This is a genomic window from Rhodobacteraceae bacterium M382, assembly GCA_025141015.1.
Classification (GTDB): Bacteria; Pseudomonadota; Alphaproteobacteria; order Rhodobacterales; family Rhodobacteraceae; genus Aliisedimentitalea; species Aliisedimentitalea scapharcae.
Window position 1 is genome coordinate 73,904 of the sequence record CP081101.1, and the last position, 23,608, is coordinate 97,511.

Sequence of the window (23,608 nt, forward strand, 5' to 3'; positions counted from 1 at the left end):
GAACATGGGAAAACAGACAGCCATCGTAACTGGCGGCAGCCGGGGGATCGGGCGGGCCATTGTCGACCGTTTGGTAGCGGATGGATACAGCGTTGTCACCTGTGGGCGCGGACCACGGCCCGCCGAACTGCAAGAGGCAGTGATTTGGGTGCAGGCGGATGTGTCTTTGACAGGTGATGCTGCGCTTGTGATCGAAACCGCCAATGCAACCTTTGGCCGGGTGACGTTGCTGGTCAACAATGCGGGTGTACAAGTCGAAAAGACCCTGGCTGACAGCGATGATGACGATTGGGATCTGGTGATGAACGTCAACTGCAAGGGCGTGTTCAACATGTGTCGGGTTGCCCTGTCGGATATGGCTGAACATGGTGGAAATATTATCAATATCGGGTCTATTTCTGGCGTTGTCGCGGATCCGTCGATGGCATTGTACAATGCGTCCAAGGCATTTGTGCATGGCTTGACCCGCTCGATTGCGGTGGACCATGGACCAAAGGTTCGCTGCAATGCCATTCGCCCGGGATGGATCATGACCGAAATGGCCGATGATGCTTTTGCATTGGCGAAAGATCCCAAAAGGGCCAAGATTGATGCATTGGCGCGTCATCCAGTGGGCCGATTTGGTCGACCTGAAGATATCGCCAATATGGTGGCTTGGCTGGCCTCGGATCAGTCGGCCTATGTGTCGGGTGAATGTCTGACCGTTGATGGTGGCATGACCGCCGCATCGCCTCTTAATCCAGGATTGTTCTAATGTCAGAATTTGCACATACCGCCAGCCTCGGCGGAGGCGTAATCGGGGCCAGCTGGACCGCGCTGTTTCTGGCTTCGGGTCGATCGGTGGCCGTTTTTGACCCGGCACCCGGTGCCGAAAAACGGGTGCGTGACTATGTGGAAATGGCCTGGCCGACAATGGCTGAATTGGGATTGACGGAACAGGGCACGCCTGACGCCGTCAGCTTTCACACTTCGGCCCCCGCAGCGGTGGAGGGAGCGAGCTTTATTCAGGAGAGTGTCCCGGAACGGGTCGAGATCAAACATGCCCTGTTTGCCGAGATCGAACCGGTCCTGACCCCAGAGACGGTTGTGGCCAGTTCGGCTTCTGGATTGACGCTGAGCCAGATGCAGGGGGGGTGGCGCGACCCTGCACGATTGGTTTTGGGGCATCCGTTCAACCCGCCCCATCTGATTCCTCTGGTCGAGGTGATGGGAAATGACAGAACTGCCCCCGGAACGGTCGAGGCTGCTGAGCGGTTTTATGAAAGCATCGGCAAGGTGACGATCCGGGTAAACAAGGAAGTTCCCGGACATGTTGCAAATCGTCTGCAGGCAGCAATCTGGCGCGAAGCGATTAGCCTGGTGATGGAGGGTGTGGCCAGCGTCGAAGATGTGGACAAGGCGGTCTGGGCCGGGCCGGGATTGCGATGGGCCGCGATGGGGCCAACGATGCTGTTCAATCTGGGCGCAGGCGAAGGTGGATTACAGGCGTTTTGCGACCATTTTACCGATACCTTCAACGGGTGGTGGGACGATCTGGGGCAGGTGCACCTGGACGACACTGTGGCCCAGGCTCTGATTCAGGGGGTTGGGGAGGCGGCACAAGGGCATACGCCATCCGAGCTTTCGGCCAAACGGGATGCATTGATTACAGCGATGCAAAAGGCCACAGCGGGCCTTCGGTAGGTCCGCCTGTGCCGCAGTTTAAAAGGCTGAAAGCAATTCGGTTGTGGTCGGGTCCATGAAACCGGCAATGGTGGCTTCTGTTTCCAGTGCCAATGCGCGGTTCAAATCGGTACTGGCCGAGGCATTCAAAACACGCTTCATTGCGCGCACCGAGAGAATGGGCAAATTTGCCAGCCGTTCAGCAGTTTGATGGGCGGTTTGCATCAGCGCGTCATCTTCGACCACCTTCCATGCGACACCTGCGGCCAATAGATCCTCGGACGAATACTTATCACCAAAGTACAGCATCTCTCGGGCCTTGTGCACTCCGACCAGCGCGGGCAGCAATGACGTGACTGCTCCGGTGACAAAGAGATTCAGTGAGACTTCGGGAAAGAATCCTTTGGCGCTTTTACCCCAGATCGGAAAGTCACAGTTGATGGCCCATTCAAACCCGCCCCCCACGGCCCAACCGTTGATGGCACCGACAACGGGTTTGGCACCAAAGGTAATGGCGTGGGTCGCGCGTTGGATCGCCTGTACCAGGTCGCGGGCTTCCTGTTCGGACGCCGGATGCACATGTTCGCGTCGATCATCACCGGCGCAGAATGCTTTGCCCGCGCCGGTAAAGATGATGGCACGCGTCGCGGGGTCGCCATTGGCGTGATCAAAAGCACGGGCCACGTCATCGATCAGGCACCGGTTCATCGCATTGAGGCTGGCGGGGCGGTTCAGGGTGATCGTTCTGACACCGGTTTCCGCCAATGTGCTAAGGACGGTTTCAAAGATGGGATCGCTCATGAAAAACTCCTGATGACTCTGCTGGTCTTGCCTTCGGTGACGCCAAAGGTGCCTGGGGACAACAGGGTCAATCGGGCAGTGACGCCCAGCACCTGTTTGAATCTGTTTTCGATGGCCTGGGCCAGCGCCACAGACGGGGTGACGTTGTCCGCCAATTCCACGTGAACCGGCAGCACGTCAAAGGGTGGTGGTTGGTCCAGAATAATCCGGTAATCGCCATTGAGGTCGGAAAATCCGTTGATGACCGCGGCCACCATGGTGGGAAACATGTTCAACCCCCGCACAACAATCATGTCGTCGGACCGCCCGACAACCCGGAACCGGAATCCGGTACACCCACATTGGCAGGGATCGGTGGCATCAACAGCGATGATGTCACCGGTTCGAAACCGGACCAGGGGCTGACATTCACGTTCAAGATGGGTCAGAACCAATTCGCCCGTAACCCCGGGCGCTATGGGCCGGGGCTGTGTTGTTTCTGGGTCAATCAGTTCCGGATACAGAACATCAGCAGCCACGAAATGCAGGCGTGTGTCGTATTCGCATTGGGCGGCAAAATTGGAAAACACGTCAGAGACACCATAGTTGGCGTTGCGAGGCTCTAGCCCCCAGGTCTGTGTCATTCGCGCCCGCCAGGCCGGATCATCCAAACCCGCCTCACCCCCGAACAGACCCAACCTTAGTCCCAGATCCCTGGGTGACAGGTCCGGAAACCTGTCGGCGATCACCCGTTCCAATACGGCGGGATAAGACGGGGTGCAGGACAATGCCGTCACTCCAACTTCTTGAATGGTGCGGATCAGCAATTCGGTGCTGCCGACGCCAAACGGGATGACCAATGCGCCGGTCTTTTGCAGGGTCATGTGATCGGTCAGCCCTCCCATCCACATCTGGTAATTCAAACAATGAGCGACAGTGTCGTCCGGGGTCAGTCCGGCCAGGCGTTGGGCCCGTCCGCCGACTGTTTCGGTGATTTCGCAATCAGGTTCGGACAGGGCCAGGTTCATGGCCTGACCCGTGGTGCCAGAGGTGCGATGCAGCCGCACGGCTCGGGCTTGGGGCGCAGCCAGGTAGTTACCAAAGGGCGGGTGATCCGCCTGCGATACCCGCAGTTGCGATTTGTCTGACAGGGGCAGATCGGGCAGATCATTCAGGTCGCAGGGTGGTTGTTTCCCGTCCCAGAGGCGACGATAAAATTCCGAGCTTTTTGCGACATGGGAACATTGTTGCCTCCAACTGTTCCGGGCGTTGTCGGACAGGGTGCTTGCTGGCAGGGTATGTGCGTTCCGTAGCAGTGTCATGATTGTAATCCCCGTTCCCATAGCAAGGTCAGAGTGTCGATCAATGCCTGCCGATCCCGGGAAAACGGCTGCATGTTCGGGTCCTTGTCCAATAGCAGCCCGGCCAGATACTGATCTGTCATTCCTCCCAATGCATAGGCGCGTCGCATCAGTTCGTCGTGTTTGATGTCCTGGCCTGTCTTGCGCAGTTTGTTCGCGGTCGAAGTTGCGACGGTTTCCAACCACTCGCGGTTCAGGTTCCAAAATTCGGCCTGTGCCTCGGGAAAGTTGTCCAAATGCCGCATCAGACAGCGCATCAATCCCAGGTTGGCTTCAAACAGCTGAAAATAGGCATATGTTGCCGCCCGTGCGGGTCGATCATCAGGATCCTCGCGCGAGGCGTTGCGCATCCGGGCCTGCACAAAGGCAGAAAAACGGAACAGTACATCCGCGACCAACGCATTGCGGTTCGGAAAATAGATATAGAACGTCCCATGTGAGATTTGGGCTGCGTCACAGATATCGGCAATTGTCAGATCGGCCAGCGACACTGTCTCGAGTTGTTTGCAGACCGCGACCTGAATGGCGGATCGGGTGCGTTCTCCCTTTCTGAGGGTCATGGCCGATCGGGAAAGGTCGTCTGCAAAGCAGAACCCCAAGGCAGCTGTGGTACTGGTCGGGGACGATGTGGATTCGTGGGGCATGGGCGGCTCATCATAAATATGACGTCATAATCATATTTTTTGAAATTTTGGCAAGGAATTTGTGCACAGGGGAAACTGAGGGCGAATGTTTTGTCAAAATCCCTGCAATACCACAGAAATATCAGGGTTCTGACAGTTGCTGGCTCAGCCAGTGCGCCCGGCCCAATTGTTCCTGAACGATCTGCAACTTGCCCTCCAACCTTTCTCGCTTGGACGGTTTGGTGGTTTCCGCCAATTCGGTTTTCAGCATGTCCTGTTTGGTTGTCAGCTTGCGTTTGATCTTTTCCAGATGCGCAGGTTTGATCTTTTTCGATTTCCCCTTCTTCAGGCGCTCCAGATATTTGTCGAGCTTCTGAATTGTGTCTTCAAGTCCCATGACGGATGCGCTCCTCTGACGCTCAATTATAGCAGCTTGGTGTGTCAGTTTTGTGATGCAGAAGCTGGTTCCTTGTGGTTCGGTTCCGAATGCGCCGGAAATCCCGTGTCGGCGTAGGCGGAAACCTCGTCGTCCTCCAGTGACAGAATGCGTTCGACTTCGGCCAACGCATCAGAAGGTTCATTGTACATGGCCTGGGCGGCACCCAGCAGATCGCGCATGGCACCATAGGCATACCCGGAATCATTCAAAAATGAAGTTGCCATAAAGGCGTCTATGGCATTGTCCCGGATCAGTGTTTCGACGGTGGCGTTGGTGCCCTTGGCATCCTTTTCCACCTGGATACGTTCCTGGTCCAGCCATAGTGTTGATCTGTCTTCGGGGTCTGCCTGATCCAGTTTTCTGATTTCAACCAATATGCGCGCCAGTTCGGTCCTGAGCTGATCGTATAGATCGGTGATCACCCCCTGTGTCTGTTCGGTATAGTGGGTCGCGTTGCGGCGCAGATGTTTGACCGATTTCACGGCACGCACAATGCGTCCGGCCGCGTCGCGCATGGTATAAATGTCTTCCATGACCTCCTCGGGCAGATCCTTGGGCCCGACGCGCGTTGCGAATTCGACAATGGCGGCATAAAGCGTTTTGATCCTTGCTTCGTATCGCTGATCAATGTCGAATTCGACCGGAGTTCTACAGGCTCTGACCGTGGCTGCGATGTCCGAGCTGTCAAAAATGTCATGGCGGTGCAGATTGAGCCCATGCGTGATCAGTTCGACCGCGTTGTCATACAAGTGCATGACCTCCTTGCGCATGGCCACCTTGACGGTCTGGGGGAATTCGTCGACGACTGCGGACAGGTATCTGGCTTCGCTCAGGTCTTCGGTCGGCTCAACGACCACCCGTTCCAGCATGGCAATCATTCGGCGCATCAGCGGCAACATCAACGCAACCCCAAGAACATTGAAGATCGTGTGAAAGACGGCGAGCTTCAGCGCGAAATCGGTGTCTGCAATGCCGACATTCAAGCTGATGATGTCCACTGCGTCTCGGATTGGTCCAATAAAGCCCAGGGCGACGCCCGCCGTGACCAGATTAAAAATCAGATGCGCCAGAGCCAGGCGTTTGCCCTGAAAATTTGCGGTGAAGGATCCGATAATGGCGGTAATCGTGGTGCCGATATTGGCTCCGATCGCCAAGGCCAGCGCGTTTTCATAGGAAATCTGACCGGCGGCCAATGCAGTAATAATCAGCACCATGGTGGCATGACTGGACTGCATGACCACGGTCGCAGTCGCCCCGATCATCGTATAGACCACCAGCCCTGTGAAACCCGTCATGGCAAAGCGGGTCAGATCAAACTGATCCTTGAAGGCCTCGAACCCTTCCTTCATGTGGTGGATTCCCAGGAACAGAAACCCCAGCCCGGCCAACACAAAGCCAGCACCACGCCAGTATTTGTTCTTTTGGAACACCATGACGATCGCTATCGCCAGCATTGGCAGTGCATAGGCCGAAATCTTGACCTTGAGCCCAAACCCCGCCACCAACCACGCGCCCGTTGTCGTGCCGATATTTGCACCAAAGATGATCCCGACACCGGCCAGGAGGGAAATCAACCCGGCCGACAAAAAGGAAATGGTGATGACCGACACCAGCGAACTGGATTGCATGATGGTGGTGGTGATGATCCCGAACCCCAATGATCTGGGGATCGATCCGGTCGCCTTTTCCAACGCAATTTCCAGAAATCCACCGCTGAATAGTTTAAAGCCGTCTTCGAGCATCAACATGCCAAACAGAAAGATCGCCACTCCGGCTGATATTTCCTGAAAATCCGGGCTGACATAAAGCCCAAGAATCAAAAGCGACAGAATGACCGGAAATAATAGCTTTTTGAGCATCCTATATGGCCTCTGTTTCTATGTTGATCGCTGGCGTCCAGCGCAGGGATGAGCCTAGCCAAAGCGATAGTAAACCGCCAAAGCCGAATGGTCCGCTATCGCCACGACTGCATGTTGATCCAGAATACTGGAGAGCGCCGGGAACTGGCTCTGATTTGTATCAACGATCTGCCGGTTTTGAATTCACTGTCAGTCAAAGGCTTGCGGATGTACAGAAGCCAGGTGAATGGCGCGTTTTTTGTGCTGTACTGCAGGTGTCACACTGGGTAACATCGCGATAAAAATATTTCCTGTCAATGAGTTGGGCTATGATCAGCCTGAAATGGATTTACAATGCAACAAAATGGAAAGACCAGTTCGGTCCTTGAATGTTTGGTCTCAATTTCAAGGTGGGCGGTTCTGTCTGCCGGTCTTTTCTTCGCTTGGATCGAAATGGCGCATGCGGAACAATTTGACCGCCCCAATTATGTGGGATCGCAATCCTGCGGCAACTGCCATGATCAGGCGATGCAGGATTGGCAGAAATCCCATCATGCGCAGGCCTGGACGGAACCGTCAGAAAAAACAGTTGTCGGCGCATTTGACGGACGCAGTTTTTCGCATCAGGGCATGACGACTCGATTTCGGCGCAAAGACGGGCAATATATAATTGAGACCGACGATATCCCGGGGGGCAAACGTCAGTTTCCGGTGGTGGGTGTTGGCGGGATCGCGCCCCTGCAACAATATATCGTCGAAACCGAACCCGGACGGATGCAGTCGTTTGATGTCGTATGGGATGTGGAACAGGAACGCTGGTACCATCTATATCCGGATCAGGAATTGGTCCCCGAGGACGGGTTGCATTGGAGCGGCCCTTATAAGAATTGGAACGCGCGCTGCGCCGAATGCCATGCAACTGGGTTCGAAAAGAACTATGATCCCAAACGGAACCTGTATCAAAGCACACAGGTCGAAACCGGTGTTGGTTGCGAAGCCTGTCATGGCCCAGCCCAGGCCCATGTCGAATGGGCCGAGGCCGGAAAAAGCCTGGCCAAAGGCAAATGGAGCGGTGTGAATGGCATCGGGCTTTTGGTCAATCTGAACCTGACGGACGACGGGCAGTCCGCTGTGCGCCGCTATCTGGCCGGGACGACGCAACCGCTGAGTAGGCTCACCGATACCGAGGTCCAGATCCAGCAATGCGCCTCGTGCCATTCGCGGCGTGAGCCATTTGAGGGCGGCAACCCACTGCCCGGCACCCCGTTTCATGATGCTTATCGGCTCAGTATTTTGCGACCTGGATTGTACCACGCAGATGGGCAGATCCTGGACGAAGTTTATGTTTATGGATCTTTCTTGCAGTCCAAGATGTATGCAAATGGCGTGACATGCAGCAATTGCCACGATCCGCACACGGCCCAGCTGAAAGCCGAAGGAAATGCGGTTTGCACCCAGTGCCATTCTCCGGCAGGCAATCCGGACTTCCCATCACTGACCGCCAAGGAATACGACCACCCGTCACATACGTTTCATCTGGCGGATACGGCGGGATCTGAATGCAAAAGCTGCCACATGATCGAACGTAATTATATGGGGGTTGACGGTCGGCGGGATCATTCGTTTCGGGTTCCACGGCCGGATCTGAGCCTCGAAACTCGCGCGCCCAATGCCTGTAACGATTGCCACGACGACCAATCCGCCCGTTGGGCCGCAGGTAAGATTGCCGATTGGTTTCCCGATAGCTCGCGTCGCGAAGGACGGCATTTTTCCCAGACCTTTGCAGCGGCACGAACCGATTTGCGCAGCCAGCGGGAGTCTCTAATCATGTTGGCAGAGTACGATCAATTGCCGGGGATTGTTCGAGCAACAGCATTGGATATGTTGCTCCCCATTGCGGACCCGGGCCTGGCGACCCGCGCCGACCCCATGTTGTCCGACCCAGATCCCTTGGTGCGTGTATCTGCGATCGCACTGCAACGGGGTGCGCCAGAAGTCGAGCGTTCCGCGCGGTTGGCCGGGTTGCTGGAGGACCCGGTCAAGGCGGTTCGTATTGCAGCAGCCCGTGGGTTTCTGGGAATGCGCATCGCCTATCTGCCGCCCCGCATCAATGAAAACCTGGGCAAGGCAATGGGAGACTGGCAGAGTTCGCTAGAGTCCAAGGCCGACTTCCCCGAAGCCCAGATGGTTTTGGCGGGTATTGGTCTGACGACTCGCAGAATGGAAATCGCGCTGAGCGCCTTTGGCGAAGCGGTTGACATGGATCCACAGTTGACACAGGCGTGGTCCATGATGGTGCGTATTCACAGCGCTATGGGAAACCAACAGGCTGCATTGGAGACGGTGAACAGGGCGCTGGAGGCAAACCCGGACGATGTTCCGTTGAATTTGATGCGCGCAGATCTGGGTGGATGACCGGGGCCGATACCGGGAAAACGCACCGGCCCAGATCCGTTATTCTGGCATGGCTTCGGGCAGGGCGGTGCCTGTTGCCCCCGACGGCATCTTGGTTCCCAGATATGTTGTCACCGTTGGGGCGACGTCTACGGTTTCGACCCGGCGGGACACATTCCCTGCCTTGATCCCAGGGCCAGAAAAGATCAGGGGTACATGCGTGTCATATGTCCATGGCGACCCGTGCGCCGACGCAACGACCAACCCGTCAAGATCGGCGACAAACCAATGCGGTTCAAAGACCACATAGATGTCCCCCGACCGTTCGGAATGGAAATTGTTCAAAACGGCGTCGGTAATTTTTGCCTGTGCAAAGGTGCCGTCTCGCAAATCTGAGCTGGCAACTGAATACGCAATTCCGGGCAGTTTCTGCAATTCTTCTGCGACGGCCTTTTCCACCGCTATAGGATCCAGACCCCGGTCTGCGATCATTTTTTGATCGAGGTAGACATAGGGGTTTGAAAAGTTCTGGATCAGATCGCGCGAAACCCCAAATTCTTCCTGCAATCTGACAAAGCCGGGTTTTGTGTCGACATCATCAAAATTGAAGACATCCGCTTGTATCCCAAGAGTTGCCAAATAACCCGGGTGCTCTGGCGCGCCATGATCAGCGGACAGCACGATCAGGGTTTTGTCCAATCCGACCGTTGCATCAACATGGGCAAACAGATCCGCCAAACGGCGATCCAGTTGAGCCAAATTGTCTTCGGCCTCCAGGCTCGAGGGGCCAAAGAAATGACCCACGTAGTCGGTCGATGACAGGCTCACTGACAGGTAATCGGGTATAGTGTCCCGACCCAGTTCTTCGGCATCCATCAGTGTTTTGGCAAAATCGACTGTGATTGCATCCCCGGCCGGGCTGAGCGTCAGGAGCGTTGTGAAGTACTTGTTGTCGGCGGGACCCCAATTGTGCGGGAATGTTCGACCAAAGCCGGGCATTTCGGTTTCCCAGGGTTGGTCATCACGACCGCTAAAGGCATAGGTGGCGGGTTCACGCAACAGGGTCCATTGTTGTTCAGCATAAGATGCGACCAATCCTCGGGCTTCCCAATCGGCAATCCAGCTTGGGTAGTCTTGGCGATAGAAGGTACTGGTGACAAACCGGCCTTCGGCTTTGGAAAACCAATAGGCTTGACCTGCGTGGCCGGCCATGGCGATGGCACCGCGATCCTTGACCGAGACACCAAAAATCTTGGATTCAGGGCCAAAATGCAGGGCAATCTCATCCGATAGGGTCGAACTGATGATATTACGGGGCGACCGCCCGTCGGTTGTAGCGGCCCGTTGCGTCGGGTCGATTTCGTTCTGAGCATCTATCCCAGCGGCCCCAACCAGAGGGAAATCAGGGTCCTGAACATTATAGAACTGTTCACCAGTTTTTCGGTCGAACCAAAGATTTGCAACCATCCCATGAATGGCAGGATCAGCCCCGGTGGACAGCGTGGTGTGCCCGACAATGGTTTCAGTATTGGCATGGCGGTGATGCGCGTTCTTGAAAACGACACCATTGTTCAGAAGATAGTTGAACCCGTCTTCACCGAGATGAGACCCGTATCTGTTGATCAGATCGCCGCGAAGCTGATCCACGGTGATCTGCAAAACCAGGCGGGGCAAGTCGCCCGCTAGGGAGTGAACCGGCGTCAGGACTGACGTCGAAAGCGCAATGGCACCAAATGCAAAAGAAAGTTTTGAAAAACTGGACATGACAACTCTTTGGTAGCAAGAGGCGCGGGGCCTTACCCGCACCAGATTTAGTCGGGCGTTTGTGGTTCAGATCAGGGCATGTTTCTGAGCCCGAACACGAAGCGAAAACACCCAAACCTATTACTCGGCAACGGGGCGATTGCGAGGATTTCCAACAGCATAGCACGGTTTGCGAGGTTGTTCATCACGAGGTGCCCAATCCCTAGGATCGAAAAGGGTCCGGCAAACATGAGCTGCGTCCGGGATGCGTGTCATCAGGTTTGGAGCACTGACAGACTGTGTTCGCGTCTATAGCCGCCGGGTTTGGTCGCCCTCATTTTTCCAGCGTTGTGACAGGGTTTTCCTGTTCTGGAGTTCGTTCGAGGAGATATGCGGCGGCACACGATAACCCGTGTGCCGCCGCCGATTTTAGGACGTTACCAATGGCAATTAGTTGCTGCCGTGGTTCGTCGTCATTTTCTCCATCACCTGATCAAGAGAGAATGAAGCTGCTTTTTGCCGCGGTGGGAACTCCTGGAAAGTGGCCAGGAATTGCCCGACATAATTCTGTGCGGGCACCAGCAGATAGGCACGATCCAACAGCCAATCATAATAGGTGTTCGAGGTGCGGTACGACCGTTCATAAGGGTCGCGACGAAGGTTGAAGATCAGCGGAATACGCAGTTCGGTCCAAGGTTCGATCCAGGCCCGCAGGGTCGAATAGGCCTTCTGCTCCAGGAAGATCATTTTCCAGTCGTCATAGCGCAGCGCGGTCAGGTCGCCATCGTCCGAAAAATAGAAGATTTCGTGACGAGGTCCTTCTTCGGCTTCACCAGTCAGGAAGGGCAAGAAATTGTAGCCGTCCAGATGCACCTTGTATTCACGCCCGATTGCCTGAACACCACCAGCTTTCAGCTGGTCTTTGATGTCCGGGTTGCCAGCTGCTGCCAAGTAGGTGGGCAGCCAATCCATGTGGTGCATGATCTCGTTGGACACGCTTCCGGCGTCGATCTTGCCAGGCCAGCGCACCATCGACGGTACACGCCATCCACCTTCCCAATTGGTGTTCTTTTCCCCAAAGAAGGGGGTCGATGCCGCATCGGGCCACGTGTTGTAATGGGGGCCGTTGTCAGTCGAATAATGCACGATGGTATTGTCGGCAATGCCCAGTTCATCGACCTTGTCCAGCAGCATGCCGACATGACGATCATGTTCGACCATGCCGTCAGAATACTCATCCTGACCGGAAATGCCGCGCAGCTCGTCTTTGACATGGGTGCGGAAATGCATGCGTGTGCCATTCCACCAGATGTAGAACGGTTTTTCCTGTTCGACGGACCGTGCCATGAAATCAATGGCCGCAGCCACGGTTTCATCATCTACGGTTTCCATGCGCTTTTTGGTCAGTGGACCGGTGTCTTCGATCTTGCCATCTGCCGAGGACCGTACAACACCACGCGGGCCGTATGCCTCGCGGAAGGTTCGACCATCGGCCAGAACCGTATCGCCAGGATAATCGACATTCTCGGGCTCTTCTTCGGCGTTCAGGTGATAAAGGTTACCAAAGAATTCATCAAAGCCATGATTGGAGGGCAGCATTTCGTCCCGGTCGCCCAGATGGTTTTTGCCAAACTGGCCGGTCACGTAACCTTCGGCCTTGAGCAATCCTGCGATGGTTGGATCTTCGACCCGCATACCCAGCTCTGCACCCGGCAGACCCACCTTTGACAGGCCGGTCCGGAACACGGATTGTCCCATGATGTATGAAGAGCGACCCGCCGTACAGGATTGTTCCCCGTAGTAGTCGGTAAAGATCATGCCTTCCGAAGCGATCCGGTCGATATTGGGTGTCCGGTATCCCATCAGACCCATCGTGTAGGCCGAGATGTTGGATTGGCCGATATCATCGCCCCAGATGACCAGAATATTTGGTTTGTCTTGCGCGGCAGCAAGCGCTGGCATCGTTGCGACAACCGAAAATACGGATAGCGCACTGGCCAGAGATTTTAATGGACTGAGTTTCATAAATGAATGACCTCCTACTTATTTCTTCGTTAGGTGCAGTTTCCCCGGTAGGGATAATAGGGCGGACCCCTGAAAGGGCAAATTTGATCGAATTGGTATTGGCCCGGATATTGCGCGTAACGCTAGCAGATGGTGGCGGTGACGCAATCCCTCAAAATTCGGGTACTGATCGGAAATGATAGAATTTAATTGAATTTCAAGCCGACTTTTTGTGCATCGAAATACACCGGGGCGCGCCAAATTCTACAAGCGTTGCGAGTCAGGCCGCCGCAAGATGCCCCACAAAATATTGCAGATCGTGTGTTTTGCACCAAACAGGGAAAGGAATTCCGGTGTGGGCATTGCGGTGCTGTCAGAGACGGATTTGAACGATTTTCCCGGCATATTTCCCTTACGCAAGGTCATCAAAGAATGCGTCTCGAAAACAGCCTTGTTGCATCTTGATTTGGGGGCCCGGGGTGAAATTGGATCCTTTGGGATAGCGACGCCGTGTGTGTGCCCTGCCTGACCCAGGGTGGACGTCTGCCAGGCGTCATGAAAATGTCCCGGTCGCGTGGAGCAATCGATTGAAAGATGTCAAAAAAACTCCAAAATCGGGGTCACAATCCTTGTGCTTCTGCTGTTATGCTCGCACTGACAGGACCAAGCGTTGGGTGTTCACCCGAGGCCACAATTGATGGATGTTTATTCGCTGATGTCGGCAATGGGTATTTTACCCTCATGGAAAAACCGACGTACCAGGACGATTGGTGTTCGCAAGATCGGATGGGCACCGACCGAAATCAACATTTGGGAAGGTAGAAAAATTGTTGGTATGTATTCAGCGCCTGGCACATCTTATGGCTAATAATACTTTCGATCTGACCAAGTTTTCAGGAAAGGGACCAAGAAATGGCAACTGAAACCCATGGAGCGGGGCCTGGTTGGTGGACGGCACCGGGAGAAACGGACACTTTTGCCTTTGTTGCATTGGCATTTGTGTTCCTGATCGTTTTTCTGGTGATCCACCTATATGCAAGGTTTGATCAACACGCGGAGCACAAGTCTGAAATGACGCCGCTCAAGACGACGATTCCGACATTGCTGACTGTGGCGCTGGCATACGAGGTGCTGCCACCTTTGTCCCACTTTAGCGTCCTGCTGCCGCTTGCGCTGATTTCGGCAGCGTTGGCAAGGGATTTGATGGTCTGGTTGAAACCAGAGCATGAACACGCCCACGAACACCAGCACGAAGAGGTCTCAGAATGATCGAACTCATACTCACCTCATTCCCGTTGGTGATCCGGATCATGTATCTGCGCTGGCGCGGGATTCCTGTCACGCTCTATAATGTGCATCGGGCTGTATTCTTGTGGTTCGTCATTGCCGTCGCCCTATTCTTTACGGTTTTCTATTATTACCCCAAATCCTACACCGGTTTGGTTCCTTTCAGGATTGTGCCGGTGGTTGCCGAAAATGGTGGTACGGTCACGCAGGTGCTGGTCAAACCTGGCGATCATGTTGCCACGGGGGATCTGCTTTTCACTGTCGAAAACACCAGTGAGCAGGCTGCAGTGGATGTTGCCGAACACCAAGTGGTTGAGCTGCAGAACGCCATCGAAGCCGGCGAGGTCGAAGTGCGAACGGCGCAGGCTGTTCTAAAGGGCGCTGAAGCCGGGCTTGCCCAGATTGAATTGTCGTTGGCGGATCAAACTGCCCTGAAGGACCGCAATTCTGCGGCCTTCAGAGAGAATGAATTCGAACGGGCTCAGAACACGCGGTTGGCGCGTCTGTCCGAAGTCGAAGCCGCCCGGACACAGCTTGAGTCGGCGAGCCTCAAGGTGACGTCAGTTTTGCCTGCGCAACTTGAAACAGCTGAATCCATGCTGGAACAGGCGCAGGCTGAGCTGGCGAAAACCCGGGTTTATGCCGTGGTCGACGGGACGGTTGAACAATTGACGTTGAACGTTGGCGCGCGTGCCGGGCAAACCGCACTGAGCGCCGCGATGGTGATTGTGCCGGACGACAGGGCCGATCCGACGTCGGAGGTTGCAGCAGGATTTTCCCAAGTGGCCAGCGCAGTTCTGTACGAAGGAATGGCCGCTGAAATCGCGTGTGACAGCAATTTCAACGCCAGTATGCGCAATACAGTGCTGCCTGCCAGGTTGGTTCGCTTGCAAGAGGTCATTGCTGCAGGTCAAATCAAGCCGACCGGGTATCTCATGGAAACTTCAGAGCGGGCTCAGCGGGGCGAGATTGTTGCGCACTTCAAACTTGTACATCCAGAGCATACCGAGCTCTTGATCGATGGCAGTGGCTGTATGGTGCAAGCCTATACAACGCATGTAACCGGCCCGCTGGAGGGAAGTGTTCTGGCCCATGTGATCGAAGCATTGGGGGCGCTCAAGGCGATTTTGTTGCGCATCAAGGTCTGGGTCGCTCTGGCATCCGGTATCGGGCTCACAGGGGGAGGCCATTGATCCTGCTTTGACAAGATGTCCGGATGGAAGCGACCTGCTTTCATCCGGACATTTCGGCGCGGGCCTGATTTTGGGTGTGGGCGATACAGAACCTTGGCACCTATGGGCCGTAAGGGCAGGGGAGGACAGTGTCCCTCAAAAAAACGCGCACACTGAGAGAGGTTGCCAGAAAAGCCGTTTTGCGACGGGAGCACTAGACACAGTGAGAAACCGCTTTATCTACTTATCCCTATGACACCCATTGCAATTAATTCATTACAGTATCGCTGGCCGGGCGAAGCGAAACCAATACTCGATATTGACAAGTTCGAACTGAGCACCGGCGAGAAAGTCATGTTACGTGGCCCTAGCGGGAGCGGAAAGTCGACTTTGCTTTCGGCGATTGCCGGGGTCATTGACGTTCCCAGCGCATCGGTTCTCGTTTCAGGCACGGATGTAGGGGAATTGTCCGGCAGTGATCGTGATCGTTTTCGTGTCGATCACATGGGAATAATCTTTCAGGTGTTCAATCTGCTGCCCTGGCTCAGTGCGATTGACAACGTTTTGCTGCCCTGTCGCTTTTCGGCCCGGCGGCGGGAAAACATATCGGCCGAACCCCAAAAAGCTGCGTCTCGGTTGTTGGGTGAATTGGGATTGACCGACACCAAAACGCTGAATGGCCCGGCCAGCGCGCTGAGCATTGGTCAACAGCAAAGGGTTGCGGCAGCCAGGGCTTTGATCGGATCACCGGAAATCGTTTTGGCTGATGAGCCAACATCAGCGCTGGACGAAGAGGCAAAGGATGTATTTGTCGAACTTCTGTTAAAGGAGTGTAATCAATCCGGATCAAGCCTGCTGTTTGTCAGTCACGATAGAACCCTTGAAACGCATTTCGACCGAACGGTGGAATTGGACGCGCTGAATGGTGGAGCAGAGTGATGCTTGATCTCTGCTTGAAAAGCTTGCTCAACCGACGGTTTGTTGCCGCTTTGACCATCCTGAGCATCGCGCTTAGCGTTGCGCTGATCCTTGGTGTTGAAAGGCTGCGTACCGAGGCACGCGCCGGCTTTGCAAACTCGGTTTCAGGCGTGGACCTGATCGTGGCCGCACGCGGCAATGACGTGCAAATCCTGATGGCGACTGTTTTTGGCGTTGGCTCGACCGGAACGGGCCTCAGCTGGGAAAGCTACGAGATGGTTGAGAACATGCCCGGCATCGACTGGACGGTGCCGCTCATGATGGGCGATTCCCACCGTGGCTATCCGGTCGTGGGCACTTCCGAGGCTTATTTTGAACGCTTTCGCTACAGTGGTGGACAATCTTTGACCTTTGCACAGGGGCGTGCTTTTGACACTTCGATGGGCGCCGTCGTTGGGGCCGATGTTGCGCGGGCTTTTGGTTATGGTCCTGGAACTGAAATCGTAAATGCCCACGGATCCGGAGAGGTGTCATTCGATATTCACGACGAAGCACCATTCACGATCAGCGGCGTCCTGGCAGTGACCGGAACTGCCGTTGATCGAATGGTCTTCGTGTCGCTCAAAGGCTTTGACGCTTTGCACGAAGACGCGGTGCCCGAAAACGCCGACCCCTTCGCGAAATTGGGAGGATCTGATGACGGTGATGAGCAGCTGCTGTTACAGGATGAACACGAGGAACACGAACACGAGACAGGGCACGCCGCAGAAGGCGATCACGCAGCACACACAGATCACGTGGCTGAGGCAGATCACAGTGAACATGACGATAGTGGGAACGAGGAGCCACACGACGCCAACGCACATGCCGCCCACGATGAACAGGGGCACGATGATCACGGGCACGAGCCCGCCACAATCAATGCGATTTTTGCGGGGCTCAAGAGCAAGACCGCAATTCTATCAGTCCAACGCCAGCTTTCCGAATATCGCGGCGATGCGCTGACGGCGGTCCTGCCCAATGTCGCGCTGCTCCAACTTTGGTCAATAACGGGCACCGCTGAAACAGCCTTGCGCCTGATGGCAGGCGCGGTGGCGCTGGCGGGGGTTATTGGTATGGTGGTGATGCTGTCAGCAACGCTTGACGCGCGGCGGCGTGAATTCGCCATTCTGCGCTCGGTTGGGGCGACACCTCGCGCGATCTTTACACTGATAATGCTCGAGGCGGTGCTTCTGTTATTGACGGGGGTTATCCTTGGCTACATCCTGCTGACCACAGTTATGATGGCGGCCAACCCAGTTCTGATGGCGAATTTCGGGCTTAAGGTCGGCTTTGGGCTGCCAAGTTTTCGTGAGGCCCTTCTCATAGCGTTTGTTTTCTGCTCTGGTCTGGTTGCTGGCGCTATTCCGGCATTTCGAGTTTACCGGATGACTTTGGCAGACGGGCTGTCATTGCGGCTTTAAGGAGAGATGGAAGTGATGAAAACACTGGCGCTTGCTCTTGCAGCTTCTCTTGCATTTACCATTGCGCATCCTGCCGGAGCGTCGGAGCCGCTTGAAATCACCTGGGTGGATCTGCTGCCCGAAGAACGGCCCTACCATGATCCTTTTGCAGAGCTGGAGTACAGCCAGATCAGCGATCTTGCTGAGTTGTATCGCATCGAGATTTTGAAGCCCTCTGAAGAAAGTGACACTATGCCAGCCAGGGCCGCAGTGATCCGGGAAAAACTCGCGTCTCAGGGACTGGATCCTGACCAGTTGTTCAAGCAGCGCGACATTGTGATGAATCAGCGCAAATTGGCCGCAACCGAGCCAAATGTTGATCTGATTGGAAAAGTCGTGCGGTTGCCGGGGTATTTGTTGCCCTTGGAAATGGTCGATCAGAAAACAATCGAATTTCTGCTCGTTCCGACCGTCGGTGCCTGTATCCACACTCCTCCGCCTCCTGCAAACCAGATGGTTTTTGTGCGCTATGACGAGGGCTTTGATGTGGATGAGCTGTACAAACCAGTTTGGATCAGCGGCGAAATGCGCGCCCAAAGCCACTCGAATGCGCTGCATCTGGTGGACGGGCAAGCTGACATCGAAACGACCTATTTCGTAGAAGCCATGTCGGTGGACATCTATAAGTAGCGATCGACGGTTACCCAGCCGACCAGCGGCGGAAGACCGCTGCGCAGGACGTTTGAAGAGCGGAATTCTGCCTTTTTTCAAACGGGCGACGGGGGGAACTGCTGCTGCAACCTGAACAGAGAAAATTGGAGTTCAAATGCTCCCGGCCTTCACGCATAAATGTTTCATGAACAAAATCACTGTTTCCTTCTTATTGGCTGCTGGCCTGATGGTTCCCAATTCTGCCACGCCTTGCGGATTTCACAATTATGCTCCGCAACCGACATTGGTTGATCGGTTGCTTGGAAGCGACGAAATTGTTCTTGCCCGTTCGGCACCGAACAATCCTTTTCGGTTTGAAGCAATTGAAGCCTTGGAAGGTAATCTTGACTCATCCGAGATTCCCTTTCTTGTTGACAGCGTTACCCGCCACCGCTTTGCGATGGATGCCCAAACAGCAGTTCTTTTTGCGCGGGACGGAGACTATGGACCCTGGCAGCGTCTTGCTCTGGTTGATGCCACGATGGCTCCTGTCCTGAACACCATTATGGAACAGCTGCCCGCCTGGGAAATCGGTAGCCAAATGGATCGGTTCCGCTATTTCGCGACCCTTCTCAACCACCCGGATGATCGCATCCACAAAATGGCTCTGCGCGAACTGGATCAGGCAGACTATGCCACTTTGCGCAGCCTCAACCTTGCAATTGAAACCCGGCGGCTGCAGGCCCGGCTGGACGAACCCAACGAGGCCGACTTCAAGGCAATACGTATCCTGCTTCTTGGTATGAGCGACGATCTGCAATTTCGTGACCTGTTGGAAGCGGGTGTCGAAAACAACGTCCGATCCGAAGGGATCTATCTGGGGGCCTATGCCACTGCGTTGATCGAACTTGTTGGCCCTGAAGCCGTAGCGTCCATTGCGGCCAAACACCTGACGAATCCAAACCATTCGCTGCTATCGCGCGAATTGCTAATCGAAGCGGTCGCTCTTCATGGTGGCTCGACAAGTCCTGAGATGGAAACGTCCGTTATGCAGGCGATTAACAGCTCTCTTTGGCTTGACCCAAGACTGGCCGGAGCAGCGGCACGCCAATTCGGCGCGAGAGGAAACTGGTCGCTTGCGCCAGTGCTGGAAACATTGCTCGAAGAAGGGACCGTATTTGAGATGGCCGACAGGCAGGATGCATCGCAATACGTAATATACGCACAGGAGTTCAAAACGCAGCCGTAGCGCCAGCTCCAAAGGTTGGACAGGGTTTAGGCAATTGGAGATCCTCTTTGCACCTGCTGATCGAAGTTGGATGTTTGATTTCGCCGGCCATAAACCACGGCATCTGGTTTTCCGTCATGCTTCGTGCACGCGCGCTCCTCGCTGAGTAAATGGCGATGGTTGACGATCAGCTGACCGCACTTGCAAAGCCCGCCCCGATGCCTGGTTCGGGCTGACACTGCGGCGATGGAAATCAGCACAGACTGACATCGGGGGGCGCATCACGGGTCAGATTAGGCGGAGTTTCCAGGCCGACCACGGATACCGAATTTCCGGTGCAGCAACTCTGTCAAAGGCGACTTAGGACGTGCTCCATGACTTCAAAGAGGTGATCGGTATTCGTCTTTGAAAATGGCATTGGTGGTCGGATTTTAAAAAGGTTTTCCTTACGCCCCAGCAATCCCATGACAACACCGTTCTCCCGCATCAGGTTTGTGGCCCGCTTGGCCAGTTTCTTGTCCGCCGCCAGTTTGCCTGTTGGTTTGATGATCTCGGTTCCAAAGAAAAGGCCCGCGCCCCGGACATCGCCTATGAAGTTGTGCTTTTTTTTGCCAATTTCTTGAGGCGTTTCTTGGCATATGTGCCAACGTCTGCAGCGTTCTCGATCAGGTTTTCGTTTTCGATCACGTCGAGAACCGCCCTGCCCGCAGCACAGGACGCCGGGTTGCTGCACCCAACGCTGGGCCATGGTAAGATAAAAACCTGCATAGAAACCACCATGTCTCGTTGCCTTGGTTCCTTAGAACTTTCCGACCAGAAATTCCGCAACTTCCGTTATTGATGCCTCGGCCTCAGGAATGCTTGGATAGAACTCGAACACATGCCACATGCCTTCCCAAACTCTCAAGTTGCAAGTGGCTCCGGATTCTCTCATTAGCCGGTCCAAACGCACACAGCCACTCAACAGATAATCCCGCGTTCCGCTGGTGACGAAGACCGGAGGGAACTGATCATCGAAAGATCCGTAAATCGGCGACAGATCGGGGCTGGTCAGATCAGCGTTATCTGGAATGTAAAATGAGCGAAATACTTCGATCTCGGACGCACGCAGAAACGGGTCGCGTTGTGCAACCCCACTATCCCCCAGATTCTTGATATCCACCCAAGGCGACATGAGTGCCAGCGCGCGTGGAAGGCGTTGACCACGTGCCCTTAATCGGTGGACAGAGGCGAGAGCCAGATTTCCGCCGGCGGATTCTCCGCAAAGGCATGCCTCAGGGTTTTCACCAAGGAGGGCAGATATGACATCTTCACAAACATTTAGCGCTGCAGGAAATGGGTGCTCAGGAGCGAGTGGATAATGGGGGGAAATTATGCGCGCACCGGTTTTTTCGGCAAGTTTGGCTGAAATCGGCAAGTCCTCGAAAGGGCTACCCAGAGAAAATCCGCCCCCGAAAAGATAGACAATTTCACGATTGCCCCGTGGAACCGGCGGATCGATGACCAGACACGACGTGCCCTCGATCATTCGTTCTGACAAGGATACTCCCGTTGCTTCTATCACATCATTTGTGGCTTGAGCGCTGGCATCACGTGACATCGCCCGAATTTCGGAGATTGGCTGCCTAAAATCTCTTCCGGTGGTCGCGGTCGCATGAGCAGCGAGCGCTTCTGCCTCGAGACTGATCTTAGCGAACTCTTGGTTTATGTTTTTTCTTGGCATGCAAGTGCTCCAAAGAGGCCAACTGGCTCTTTTGACGTGTCAGGTTCGGGTGCGATGACAGAGGTTGCACAGTGACGGGCAATGGCCAAACGGTTTCTTTGACGCATCCCAGGCGTGTGGGTGGACGGCCTAGTTCAATGCCTCGACACAGGGGGCAGGTTCCAGCGTGTTCGTGATCGACCAAGCCAAGACCCTTGCCGTCACACGCGAAATCTTCACTATCACCCACAACTCTGCAGATCACGACAGAAATGGACCTTACGGACTCTCTGATAATGCAACTGGCCAGAGTTACCACTGTTCTCAGGATCAAAAAGACGACGGCGTACAAGCACTAACAACTTTGCAAGGCGTATCTCCGGCATTCCGAAACCTGTGCGGCAGCATGCTCGCGAAATAGTATGCGTCTCCGGGACTCAGCACCCTGGACTGCCCATCTACTGTCACTTCAAGACGGCCCTCAATAACAACCGCACATTCCTCTCCTTCGTGAGACAGCGCAGCTCGGCCAGAATCGGCACCTACTTCGTACTCCTCTATGAGCATCTGTAATTTTCTGTCTCGGCGCTCACCTGCGACCAGCAGATAGGAAACACCGGGTGATCCGAGATCGCGCATGCTGTTGTGAGGAAAGTAGAAACTGTCCTCTTTCTTGAGTTCAAAGCTGAAAAAGAACCCAAGATTGACATCAATGCCCGCGAGCACCTTTTTGAGCAAAGCGACGGAAGGTTGGGTTGATCCGCTTTCGATCTGTGAGATTGTCCCGCTGCCGACGCCGGCGCGTTTGGCCAGTTCACGCTGGCTGAGGCCTTTTGATGTCCGAATCAACCGCAAGCGTCGTGCGGTTTCTAGATCGGAAGTCGAAGTGTCACCCATTGCGATTTCCTGCTTTTGATCGAAAGCACTTTAGGCGGGCAAGGACTGTTTTTCAATCACTTACAAAAACCCATAAAGCTGGGTGTGCGGAAGGCCTGAACTCTGCAAGGATTTGTCAACAAATGAAAATCTGCTTTGCGAGGTAGCTCTGTGCTCGATCAACCCAACACAATGTCATCGTTTTGGATGCCGTTTTCGGCCAATCGTGATTTCCTTCGTGAGCCCCGCATGATCCATTCCGCCGAAGGGATGTATTACACCAGCTCCGATGGCCGCCAAATCATGGACGGCACCGCCGGACTGTGGTGTGTCAACGCGGGTCACCGTGATCCGCTGATCGTTGAAGCGGTACAGAAACAGGTGCACGAGCTGGATTATGCACCAAATTTCCAGTTCTCTCATCCGCAGGCTTTCGAGCTGTCGGCAAAGCTGACGTCGATGATGCCGGACGGGATGAGCCACGCGTTCTTTACCAATTCGGGGTCCGAATCCGTTGATACCGCGCTCAAGATTGCTCTGCATTACCACCGGATGCGTGGGGACGGGGCGCGCACGCGTTTGATCGGCCGCGAACGCGGATATCATGGCACTGGCTTTGGCGGCATCTCGGTCGGTGGCATCGTAAAGAACCGGATGCATTTCGGTACGCTTCTCACCGGTGTCGATCACCTGCGCCATACCCATGATCTGGAGAAAAATGCGTTCTCGCGTGGCTGTCCCGAGCATGGTGCCGAACTGGCGGATGATCTGGAGCGCCTGGTTGCACTGCATGACGCATCGACCATTGCAGCGGTGATCGTTGAGCCGATGGCCGGATCCACTGGTGTGCTTCTGCCCCCAAAAGGCTATCTGAAGCGGCTACGCGAAATCTGTGACCGCCACGGCATCCTGTTGATCTTTGACGAGGTCATTACCGCATTTGGCCGTCTGGGTGCCGCAACCGCAGCCGAGTATTTCGATGTGAAGCCGGACATCATCACAACAGCAAAAGGTCTGACCAACGGTGTCATCCCAATGGGGGCTGTCATCGTCTCTGACGAGATCTATAGCTCTGCCATGGACAACGCCGACGCGCCGATCGAATTGTTCCACGGCTATACCTATTCCGCCAATCCTGTGTCCTGTGCGGCAGCGCTGGCGACACTGGAAAGCTATGAACAAAATGACCTGTTCCGCCGTGCGGCGTTGCTGTCGGGCCCGTGGGAAGAGCAGCTTCACAACCTCAAAGATCTGCCCAATGTCATCGACATTCGCAATCTTGGCCTTGTTGGCGCGATCGAGCTGGCCCCGCGTGACGGCGCACCGGGTGCCCGTGGCTATGATGCGATGAAACGGGCCTGGGATGCCGGAATCATGATCCGCGTCACCGGCGACATCATTGCTTTGTCGCCACCGCTGATCATCTCAGAACCTGAGATAACAAAGCTTTGTCAAACGCTTGGAGAGGTATTGGCTGACTTGCCATAA

General features: G+C 54.9%; 19 protein-coding genes and 1 pseudogene. 10 read left to right on the forward strand and 10 right to left on the reverse strand.

Features of this window, described 5'->3' with window-relative positions; all coding sequences use genetic code 11:
- The first annotated feature begins 4 nt into the window (after positions 1-4).
- Complete coding sequence (locus K3727_22790; GenBank protein UWQ93883.1) at positions 5-754, forward strand: SDR family oxidoreductase; 750 nt, start codon at positions 5-7, stop codon at positions 752-754.
- A complete protein-coding gene (locus tag K3727_22795) occupies positions 754-1,683 on the forward strand; it encodes a 3-hydroxyacyl-CoA dehydrogenase (GenBank protein ID UWQ93884.1) in 930 nt (309 codons plus the stop codon). Before K3727_22790 ends, K3727_22795 begins: the two co-directional genes overlap by 1 nt.
- Before the next feature lie 18 nt (positions 1,684-1,701).
- On the opposite strand, the gene K3727_22800 is transcribed toward K3727_22795, so the two are convergent.
- The 5 genes from K3727_22800 to K3727_22820 form a co-directional block, all read right to left on the reverse strand.
- Positions 1,702-2,463, reverse strand: coding sequence for an enoyl-CoA hydratase/isomerase family protein (locus K3727_22800; GenBank protein UWQ93885.1), 762 nt, complete (start codon positions 2,461-2,463; stop codon positions 1,702-1,704).
- Complete coding sequence (locus K3727_22805) at positions 2,460-3,764, reverse strand: phenylacetate--CoA ligase family protein (protein UWQ93886.1); 1,305 nt, start codon at positions 3,762-3,764, stop codon at positions 2,460-2,462. The genes K3727_22800 and K3727_22805 overlap by 4 nt, the downstream gene beginning before the upstream one ends.
- A complete protein-coding gene (locus K3727_22810; GenBank protein ID UWQ93887.1) occupies positions 3,761-4,447 on the reverse strand; it encodes a TetR/AcrR family transcriptional regulator in 687 nt (228 codons plus the stop codon). Before K3727_22810 ends, K3727_22805 begins: the two co-directional genes overlap by 4 nt.
- 121 nt (positions 4,448-4,568) lie before the next feature.
- A complete protein-coding gene (locus tag K3727_22815) occupies positions 4,569-4,823 on the reverse strand; it encodes a hypothetical protein (GenBank protein ID UWQ93888.1) in 255 nt (84 codons plus the stop codon).
- A gap of 44 nt (positions 4,824-4,867) precedes the next feature.
- Complete coding sequence (locus K3727_22820) at positions 4,868-6,724, reverse strand: Na/Pi symporter (GenBank protein ID UWQ93889.1); 1,857 nt, start codon at positions 6,722-6,724, stop codon at positions 4,868-4,870.
- A 432-nt stretch (positions 6,725-7,156) separates the two neighbouring features.
- Here K3727_22820 and K3727_22825 point away from each other — a divergent pair, with 432 nt between their 5' ends.
- A complete protein-coding gene (locus K3727_22825; protein ID UWQ93890.1) occupies positions 7,157-9,118 on the forward strand; it encodes a hypothetical protein in 1,962 nt (653 codons plus the stop codon).
- Positions 9,119-9,157: 39 nt separating this feature from the next.
- On the opposite strand, the gene K3727_22830 is transcribed toward K3727_22825, so the two are convergent.
- Both K3727_22830 and K3727_22835 read right to left on the reverse strand, forming a co-directional pair.
- The gene (locus tag K3727_22830; GenBank protein UWQ93891.1) at positions 9,158-10,861 is read right to left on the reverse strand and encodes an alkaline phosphatase family protein; all 1,704 of its coding nucleotides are present in this window, start codon (positions 10,859-10,861) and stop codon (positions 9,158-9,160) included.
- Positions 10,862-11,290: 429 nt separating this feature from the next.
- Complete coding sequence (locus K3727_22835; GenBank protein UWQ93892.1) at positions 11,291-12,865, reverse strand: arylsulfatase; 1,575 nt, start codon at positions 12,863-12,865, stop codon at positions 11,291-11,293.
- Between the two features lie 891 nt (positions 12,866-13,756).
- Between K3727_22835 and K3727_22840 the strand changes: the two genes are divergently transcribed.
- From K3727_22840 to K3727_22865, 6 genes are all read left to right on the forward strand, one after another.
- On the forward strand, positions 13,757-14,113 hold the full coding sequence (locus K3727_22840) for a hypothetical protein (protein ID UWQ93893.1): 357 nt from the start codon (positions 13,757-13,759) through the stop codon (positions 14,111-14,113).
- Complete coding sequence (locus K3727_22845; GenBank protein ID UWQ93894.1) at positions 14,110-15,324, forward strand: biotin/lipoyl-binding protein; 1,215 nt, start codon at positions 14,110-14,112, stop codon at positions 15,322-15,324. Before K3727_22840 ends, K3727_22845 begins: the two co-directional genes overlap by 4 nt.
- A gap of 231 nt (positions 15,325-15,555) precedes the next feature.
- Positions 15,556-16,242, forward strand: coding sequence for an ABC transporter ATP-binding protein (locus K3727_22850; protein ID UWQ93943.1), 687 nt, complete (start codon positions 15,556-15,558; stop codon positions 16,240-16,242).
- Positions 16,242-17,684, forward strand: coding sequence for an ABC transporter permease (locus K3727_22855; protein UWQ93895.1), 1,443 nt, complete (start codon positions 16,242-16,244; stop codon positions 17,682-17,684). The genes K3727_22850 and K3727_22855 overlap by 1 nt, the downstream gene beginning before the upstream one ends.
- A 12-nt stretch (positions 17,685-17,696) precedes the next feature.
- A complete protein-coding gene (locus K3727_22860; GenBank protein UWQ93896.1) occupies positions 17,697-18,353 on the forward strand; it encodes a DUF3299 domain-containing protein in 657 nt (218 codons plus the stop codon).
- Between the two features lie 166 nt (positions 18,354-18,519).
- On the forward strand, positions 18,520-19,563 hold the full coding sequence (locus K3727_22865; GenBank protein ID UWQ93897.1) for a hypothetical protein: 1,044 nt from the start codon (positions 18,520-18,522) through the stop codon (positions 19,561-19,563).
- 328 nt (positions 19,564-19,891) lie between these two features.
- On the opposite strand, the pseudogene K3727_22870 reads toward K3727_22865, so the two are convergent.
- The 3 genes and pseudogenes from K3727_22870 to K3727_22880 all read right to left on the reverse strand — a co-directional run bounded on the left by K3727_22870 (position 19,892) and on the right by K3727_22880 (position 22,141).
- A pseudogene (locus K3727_22870) lies at positions 19,892-20,322 on the reverse strand (aminotransferase class III-fold pyridoxal phosphate-dependent enzyme).
- Between the two features lie 19 nt (positions 20,323-20,341).
- Entirely contained in the window at positions 20,342-21,265 is a 924-nt protein-coding gene (locus tag K3727_22875) for an alpha/beta hydrolase (protein ID UWQ93898.1), read from the reverse strand.
- A gap of 309 nt (positions 21,266-21,574) precedes the next feature.
- Entirely contained in the window at positions 21,575-22,141 is a 567-nt protein-coding gene (locus K3727_22880; protein ID UWQ93899.1) for a cupin domain-containing protein, read from the reverse strand.
- A 171-nt stretch (positions 22,142-22,312) separates the two neighbouring features.
- Here K3727_22880 and K3727_22885 point away from each other — a divergent pair, with 171 nt between their 5' ends.
- Positions 22,313-23,608 carry an aspartate aminotransferase family protein gene (locus tag K3727_22885; GenBank protein UWQ93900.1) on the forward strand — a complete coding sequence of 432 codons (1,296 nt, stop codon included), beginning with the start codon at positions 22,313-22,315 and terminating at the stop codon, positions 23,606-23,608.

Excerpts from the sequence above, each read along its gene's own strand:
- K3727_22790 (UWQ93883.1), top strand. The coding sequence starts at position 5 with ATGGGAAAACAGACAGCCATCGTAACTGGCGGCAGCCGGGGGATCGGG.
- K3727_22795 (UWQ93884.1), top strand. The coding sequence starts at position 754 with ATGTCAGAATTTGCACATACCGCCAGCCTCGGCGGAGGCGTAATCGGG.
- K3727_22800 (UWQ93885.1), bottom strand. The coding sequence starts at position 2,463 with ATGAGCGATCCCATCTTTGAAACCGTCCTTAGCACATTGGCGGAAACC.
- K3727_22805 (UWQ93886.1), bottom strand. The coding sequence starts at position 3,764 with ATGACACTGCTACGGAACGCACATACCCTGCCAGCAAGCACCCTGTCC.
- K3727_22810 (UWQ93887.1), bottom strand. The coding sequence starts at position 4,447 with ATGCCCCACGAATCCACATCGTCCCCGACCAGTACCACAGCTGCCTTG.
- K3727_22815 (UWQ93888.1), bottom strand. The coding sequence starts at position 4,823 with ATGGGACTTGAAGACACAATTCAGAAGCTCGACAAATATCTGGAGCGC.
- K3727_22820 (UWQ93889.1), bottom strand. The coding sequence starts at position 6,724 with ATGCTCAAAAAGCTATTATTTCCGGTCATTCTGTCGCTTTTGATTCTT.
- K3727_22825 (UWQ93890.1), top strand. The coding sequence starts at position 7,157 with ATGGCGCATGCGGAACAATTTGACCGCCCCAATTATGTGGGATCGCAA.
- K3727_22830 (UWQ93891.1), bottom strand. The coding sequence starts at position 10,861 with ATGTCCAGTTTTTCAAAACTTTCTTTTGCATTTGGTGCCATTGCGCTT.
- K3727_22835 (UWQ93892.1), bottom strand. The coding sequence starts at position 12,865 with ATGAAACTCAGTCCATTAAAATCTCTGGCCAGTGCGCTATCCGTATTT.
- K3727_22840 (UWQ93893.1), top strand. The coding sequence starts at position 13,757 with ATGGCAACTGAAACCCATGGAGCGGGGCCTGGTTGGTGGACGGCACCG.
- K3727_22845 (UWQ93894.1), top strand. The coding sequence starts at position 14,110 with ATGATCGAACTCATACTCACCTCATTCCCGTTGGTGATCCGGATCATG.
- K3727_22850 (UWQ93943.1), top strand. The coding sequence starts at position 15,556 with ATGACACCCATTGCAATTAATTCATTACAGTATCGCTGGCCGGGCGAA.
- K3727_22855 (UWQ93895.1), top strand. The coding sequence starts at position 16,242 with ATGCTTGATCTCTGCTTGAAAAGCTTGCTCAACCGACGGTTTGTTGCC.
- K3727_22865 (UWQ93897.1), top strand. The coding sequence starts at position 18,520 with ATGAACAAAATCACTGTTTCCTTCTTATTGGCTGCTGGCCTGATGGTT.
- K3727_22875 (UWQ93898.1), bottom strand. The coding sequence starts at position 21,265 with ATGCCAAGAAAAAACATAAACCAAGAGTTCGCTAAGATCAGTCTCGAG.
- K3727_22880 (UWQ93899.1), bottom strand. The coding sequence starts at position 22,141 with ATGGGTGACACTTCGACTTCCGATCTAGAAACCGCACGACGCTTGCGG.
- K3727_22885 (UWQ93900.1), top strand. The coding sequence starts at position 22,313 with ATGTCATCGTTTTGGATGCCGTTTTCGGCCAATCGTGATTTCCTTCGT.